This window comes from Stenotrophomonas sp. P5_B8, assembly GCF_054049855.1.
Genome location: NZ_JBFULO010000258.1, coordinates 1 through 5,391, shown reverse-complemented (window position 1 = coordinate 5,391; position 5,391 = coordinate 1). Strand labels below are relative to the sequence as shown.

The window sequence follows — 5,391 nt, the reverse complement described above, 5'->3', positions numbered from 1 at the left end:
GTCCGATTGATGCATGGCGCTTGCGCTCTTTTCTTGAGAGCATTCACAAAAGAGAATTCGAAGTCGCGACCGTGCAGGAATCAATTGAAAGGCTAGTTCGTGACGGTATGCTTCGCGAATCAAATCACCCAAAGGTCTACGAGGTGGTCTAGGCAAGCGGCTATCCTGCGAGTAATCATGAGCGTTTCACATCTAGAGAATGGCTTGATCTGAACGAGAATCTCTTTCGCTCGAAGGGATGTCGTGTTCAGTTCAACGATCATGAGGGCGGGCGAGTGAGTCTGATCTCGACGGGCAACACTGCGTCGGGACCATAGCTTGCTGGCACGGTGAAATTTAAGAATTACAGTTCAACTCGGCGTTGGATGGAGAAGTGGTTGCGCTTGAGTCCCTGAAAGGTGTGATCATCGAGGAAGTGGCTGCTCGAGCTTTCTTCGGGTTCATATGATCAAGCGCTGCCTTTGGGAGGGGGCGATGGACTTCGCATTGCTGCGGATTTGGCTGGAAATTCCGGAACAGCGGGTGCAGCCGATACGTGGCGGAGGTGCGGACCACAGGGCTGCAAGTGACCACGGCGTTTGGTTTGAAGCGGATTGCGCCTTTATCACCGTCTTGGATCTAAAAGAGTGACAAGAGTTGAGTGATATTCTCAGCTCGTTTTGTTGGTCCGGTTGAATTCAATCACATTGCTGCAGAGATATAGTTTAATTCGCAGCAACTATGTAGGATGGATCGGGAGCGGAAAAATGGTGGGATGGGATGGAGTTCTCTTCCCTCGCTAGAGTTTTTTGACTCCGATGTTGGAATGAAATTCGGGCTTTCTGAATTTCCAAGTTTCATCGAGGACGCCTGTGCTTATCTGTGGGTAATTCCCAGTTAGGTAGTTGGGGTGCTCCGACGTATGGAGTAAGAGTGCTGATAGATGGTCGCGACGCTTTACAGGCACATCTCATCGCTGGTTGAGATTGGGCCTCAACCCATGATGCCTTGGGTCACACCCGGTGGGTCCGAGCCCCTTGCACCGCAAGCCTCAAGCCTGGCGCGCTGACGCCTGCCCCCCGGGTGCTAGAATTTCCCTTTCCTTTACCGTTGTCGCGCGCCATGCACCTCTCCCTGCTCAAGACCAAGATCCACCGCGCCACCGTCACCCACTCCGAGTTGAACTACGAAGGTTCCATCGCCATCGATGACAACCTGCTGCGGGCCACCGGCATCCGTGAGTTCGAACAGGTGCATATCTGGGACGTCACCAACGGTGCGCGTTTCTCCACGTATGCCATCCGCGCCGAAGCCGGCAGCGGCGTGGTGTCGCTCAACGGCGGCGCCGCGCGCCACGTGCAGGTGGGCGACATCATCATCATCGCCGCGTTCGCCAGCATGAGCGAAGAAGAAGCTGACAGCTTCCGCCCGAAGTTGGTATATGTGGACGGCAAGAACCAGATCTCCCACACCAACGACAGCATCCCGACACAGGCCGCATGACACAGCACAACGGATTCGACCCGCTTCACTCCCATGCCCAGCGCCTGCGTGGCGCGAGCATCCCTTCGCTGCTTGCCGCCGAACCGGAGCGGGCACGAACGTTGGGATTGCGGGTCGGTCCGTTGTACGTCAATTTCGCACGGCAGAAGTACGACCGCGCGGCGCTGGACGCACTGCTGCAGCTGGCCGCCGAGCGCGATGTCGCCGGCGGCTTCCAGCGGCTGTTCCGCGGTGAGACGGTCAATGTGACCGAAGGCCGTGCGGCGCTGCATACCGCGCTGCGCGGCGACCTCAGCGGTGCGCCGGTCGCCGGCGATGCGTTCGCCACGGCCGCCCAGGTACGCGCGCAGATGGGCGAGCTGATCGCCGCGCTGGAAAACACCAACGTCACCGACGTCGTCAGCGTCGGCATCGGCGGTTCGGACCTGGGTCCGCGCCTGGTCGCCGATGCGCTGCGGCCGGTCACCGGCGCGCGCTTCCGCGTGCACTTCGTGTCCAACGTCGACGGCGCGGCCATGCAGCGCACGTTGGCCACGCTGGATCCGGCGACCACCGCCGGCATCCTGATCTCCAAAACCTTCGGCACCCAGGAAACCCTGCTCAACGGGCAGATCCTGCACGATTGGYTGGGGGGCAGCGAGCGCCTGTACGCGGTGAGCGCCAACCCGGAGCGTGCCGCGAAGGCTTTCTCGATTTCCGCCGGCCGCGTGCTGCCGATGTGGGACTGGGTGGGCGGGCGTTATTCGCTGTGGTCGGCGGTCGGGTTCCCGATCGCGCTGGCGATCGGCTTCGAGCGCTTCGAACAGCTGCTGGCCGGTGCCGCGCAGATGGACGACCACGCGCTGACCGCGCCGCTGGCGCAGAACCTGCCGGTGCTGCAYGSSCTGACCGACATCTGGAACCGCAAYCTGCTCGGCCATGCCACCCATGCGGTGATGACCTACGACCAGCGCCTGGCGCTGCTGCCGGCCTACCTCCAACAGCTGGTGATGGAGAGCCTGGGCAAGCGCGTGCAGCTCGATGGCAGCCCGGTCGCCAGCGACACCGTGCCGGTGTGGTGGGGCGGGGCGGGCACCGACGTGCAGCACAGCTTCTTCCAGGCGCTGCACCAGGGCACCAGCGTGATCCCGGCCGATTTCATCGGCTGCGTGCACAACGATGACCCCTATGTGGTCAACCACCAGGCACTGCTGGCCAACCTGCTGGCGCAGACCGAAGCGCTGGCCAACGGCCAGGGCAGCGACGATCCGCACCGCGAGTATCCCGGTGGCCGGCCGAGCACGCTGATCCTGCTCGACGCGCTCACCCCGCAGTCGCTGGGCGCGCTCATCGCCATGTACGAGCATGCCGTGTTCGTGCAGTCGCTGATCTGGAACATCAACGCCTTCGACCAGTTTGGGGTGGAGCTGGGCAAGCAGCTGGCCAGCCAGCTGTTGCCGGCGCTGCAGGGCCAGGCGCATGCGATCACCGATCCGGTGACGCTGGAAGTGCTGGGTCGGCTGAAGGCCTGAGTCTCTCGCCGGTGTCGGCCACGGGTCGGTGCCGGCCCACCATCAGACAGGAGTCGCAATGCACCAGGACACCCCCGCACCTCGCCCCACGCCCGACCAGGCCGGGCACCCCGACCACGCGATGTACCAGCAGATCCGCGACGGCGTGGCCGCCATCGACGCCCAACATGGGCGCAGTTTCGATGACACCAGCGAGCGCCTCACCGCCAGCCTGTTGCCGCTGGCCAAGGAAAACGGCCTGAGCCGGGTCGATCACGTGGTGCTCAGCCAGCAGGGCACTGAAGCCAAGCCGGGCGAGTACGTGTTCGTGGTGCAGGGCGCGTTGGACAATCCGGCCCACCTGCGGGCGCACACGGCGACCGCCGACGCGGTGCAGACGCCGGTGGACGCCTCGTTCCAGCGGGTGCAGGCCGCCGATGCGCAGTCGGTTGCGCGCGAACGCAGCAATGACGAACAGCTACGCCAGCAGAACCCGCAGCACGCCCCGCACACGCAGGGCTGATTCCCACGCGGTAGCGCCACGCCAGGCGTGGCTGCCTTGTTCCGCGAGGCTCGCGCGATAGGGGGCTTTACGGCCGCTCCGGACTCGGTCGCTTGGCCAGCTTGCGCTGCAGCGACCGCCGATGCATGCCGAGCAGGCGCGCGGCGGCCGATACATTGCCGCCGGTCTCATGCATCGCCTGCTGGATGTGTTCCCACTGCAGGCGGCTGATCGGGGTCATCGCATCCGGTGGCTCCATGTCGCCGTCGTCGGCCGGGCCATCGTCTTCTTCGCCCAGCGCACGCAGGATCATCGGGACCGTAGCCGGCTTGGGCAGGTAATCGTCCGCGCCGAGCTTGATCGCCTCCACTGCGGTGGCGATGCTGGCGTAGCCGGTGACCAGCAGGATCCGCATGTCCTCGCGCAACGCGCGCAGCGGCTGGATCAGCGACAAGCCCGACTCGGCGCCGAGCTTCAGGTCGATCAGCGCATACGCCGGCGGGTTCTGTCGGGCGAGCATCAACGCCGAGGCGGTATCGCTGGCGGTGACCGTTTCCAGGCCCTTGCGGGCCAGGCTGCGCTGCAGGGTGCGCAGGTAGAGTTCGTCGTCGTCGACCAGCAGGCCATGGCTGGCGGCGGGCAGGGCGGGGAAGGTCATGCGGAAGTCTCCGGAGGCGTCAAAGGCAGGCGGAAGCCGACGCGGGTGCCGGCACCGTTGGCCGGCCGCATCCACAGTTCGCCGTCCAGGCGTTCGATGGTGGCGTGGGACAGGGCCAGGCCCACGCCCATGCCCTGGGCCTTGCCGCTGTTGAACAGGGTGCCGGGCAACACCGCCTGGCGGGCGTCGAAGCCGTGGCCGTAGTCGCGCACTTCGCCGATGAGGTCATCGCCCTCGATACGCACTGTCAGGTCCACCTGTGGGCGCTCGGCCTTCTCGCCGGCGTCGGCCGCGTTGTTGAGCAGCACCATCAACAGGTGGCCGATGCCCGGGTCCAGCGGCAGTTTCAGCGGGGCGTCGTCGTTGCGCTTGAGGGTGATGGTCGGGCGTACCAGCCGCCATTGCTCCAGCACCTGCGGCAGGGTTACGTGGTCGCGGCCGGGCGCGTCGCCGGCGGCGGGCCGGGCCAGCGCCAGCACCCGTTCGCGGCACTGCACCAGCAGCTCGCGCAGCGTGTCCACGTCGTCGCGCACTTCGCTGCTGTTGGTCTGGTCGGCGATGTCGTCGGCCAGCAGGGTCATCGTCGCCAGCGGGGTGTTCAGTTCGTGCGCCACCGAGGCGGCGTGGGTGGCCAGGGCGACGATGCCTTCATTGCGCACGAAGCGCTCGCGCAACATCGCCAGTTCGTGTTCGCGCTGGCGCAGCGCCATCGCCAGCCGGGTGGCGAACACCAGCACCACCGTGGCCGAGAGCAGGAAATTGCAGACCACGCCCCACTGGTGCATCTGCATTGCAGTGAACCAGCCGGCGGGCAAGGGCAGGCCGAAGATGCCGCTGACCGCGTAGCCGAGCAGGCAGCTGGCGGCCACGGCCAGGGTCCAGCGCAGCGGCAGTGCGAGCGCGGCCAGGGCGATCAGGATCAGGAACAGCGAACCGAACGGATTGGCGATGCCGCCGCTCCAGCCGACCATCCAGGTCAGCACGGTCACATCGACCAGGATGTGGCAGAAGGCGGTCACTGGCGCGGTATCGGCGCTCTCCACCCGCAGCTGCGCGTACAGGTTGAACAGCGCCAGCGCGGCCACGCCCGCCCACAACGGGCGCTGCGGCAGTTCCAGCCCGAGCACCCAGGTGGCCACCAGGATGGTCGCGGCCTGGCCGGCCACGGCCAGCCAGCGCAGGCTGCACAAGGTGCGGAGGAAGGGGGCGTCGGTACCGGTCATCACCGCACATCCTATGCGCTCGCCGCGCCGCCTGCC

General features: G+C 65.4%; 6 protein-coding genes. 4 read left to right on the top strand and 2 right to left on the bottom strand.

Going from position 1 to position 5,391, the window contains the following annotated elements:
• Positions 1-474: 474 nt before the first annotated feature.
• The 4 genes from ACXJKH_RS13780 to ACXJKH_RS13765 all read left to right on the top strand — a co-directional run bounded on the left by ACXJKH_RS13780 (position 475) and on the right by ACXJKH_RS13765 (position 3,495).
• On the top strand, positions 475-630 hold the full coding sequence (locus tag ACXJKH_RS13780; RefSeq protein WP_457320071.1) for a hypothetical protein: 156 nt from the start codon (positions 475-477) through the stop codon (positions 628-630).
• 471 nt (positions 631-1,101) lie between these two features.
• Positions 1,102-1,482: an aspartate 1-decarboxylase gene (panD, locus tag ACXJKH_RS13775; RefSeq protein WP_457320069.1), complete on the top strand. Its 381-nt coding sequence runs from the start codon at positions 1,102-1,104 to the stop codon at positions 1,480-1,482.
• Positions 1,479-2,993: a glucose-6-phosphate isomerase gene (gene pgi, locus ACXJKH_RS13770; protein ID WP_457320067.1), complete on the top strand. Its 1,515-nt coding sequence runs from the start codon at positions 1,479-1,481 to the stop codon at positions 2,991-2,993. The genes panD and pgi overlap by 4 nt, the downstream gene beginning before the upstream one ends.
• 58 nt (positions 2,994-3,051) lie before the next feature.
• On the top strand, positions 3,052-3,495 hold the full coding sequence (locus ACXJKH_RS13765; RefSeq protein ID WP_256774084.1) for an XVIPCD domain-containing protein: 444 nt from the start codon (positions 3,052-3,054) through the stop codon (positions 3,493-3,495).
• Between the two features lie 67 nt (positions 3,496-3,562).
• On the opposite strand, the gene ACXJKH_RS13760 is transcribed toward ACXJKH_RS13765, so the two are convergent.
• The gene (locus ACXJKH_RS13760; RefSeq protein ID WP_256774083.1) at positions 3,563-4,132 is read right to left on the bottom strand and encodes a response regulator transcription factor; all 570 of its coding nucleotides are present in this window, start codon (positions 4,130-4,132) and stop codon (positions 3,563-3,565) included.
• Positions 4,129-5,355, bottom strand: coding sequence for an ATP-binding protein (locus ACXJKH_RS13755; RefSeq protein WP_256774082.1), 1,227 nt, complete (start codon positions 5,353-5,355; stop codon positions 4,129-4,131). Before ACXJKH_RS13755 ends, ACXJKH_RS13760 begins: the two co-directional genes overlap by 4 nt.
• Positions 5,356-5,391: the final 36 nt, after the last annotated feature.